Annotated in this window: 1 pseudogene; it reads right to left on the bottom strand. The window is 55.8% G+C overall.

Features of this window, described 5'->3' with window-relative positions:
* Positions 1 to 636 (bottom strand): annotated as a pseudogene (locus Pmgp_RS20010) (hypothetical protein); the annotation flags it as partial.

Below are 636 nucleotides of genomic sequence, written 5' to 3'. Positions count from 1 at the left end.
TTGCCGTTGTGGCATCCTCCCAGGTGGGGTTTGCATCAAAGCCGTTATTACAAACCTCTACTGTGAGAATTGAACCAGTCGGCATGATGGCGTTAATACTCGGCACAATCTTGACAGCCTGAGCGGTTGTTTCAAGTGCGTTCAGCATTTCCACCTCGGCTCGGTCATCAGCCCTGGTGAAGGTGAATACTCTCTCGCTATATGCTCCATTTGAATCCGTTGCCCGGATGGTGATTGTATGCTGCACCAGACCCAGGGTGATCCATTTATCAGCCGGGATTGTAACCGTCAGATCAGTATTTGGCGTTGCCGGCGAAATGGTGCGCAGAACGGTTCCATTCAGCGATTCCGTGACGGTGATACTGTCACCCTCCGGATCACTCACCTGATAGGTAACTGTCGGCGCGCTCATCCTGGCGCCCAGGTCGGCAGGGGAGGCGCTGACCACCACGGCCGCCGAATTCACCCGGCGGAAGGTGACATTGCGGTAACTGGCATTGCCGGCGCTGTCGGTGGCCTCAATACTAATGGTTGCTGTACCGTTAATGGGTACACTGGCCAGCTTGGCGCTGTCTATGGTGACAGCCTGGTCAACCCCCAGGGCCACGTTGTTTAAGGTCCGTATCGCCTGGCCGT

Source organism: Pelotomaculum propionicicum, from assembly GCF_004369225.1.
Lineage (GTDB): Bacteria > Bacillota > Desulfotomaculia > Desulfotomaculales > Pelotomaculaceae > Pelotomaculum_B > Pelotomaculum_B propionicicum.
This window is presented reverse-complemented; position numbering and strand designations above follow the sequence as displayed.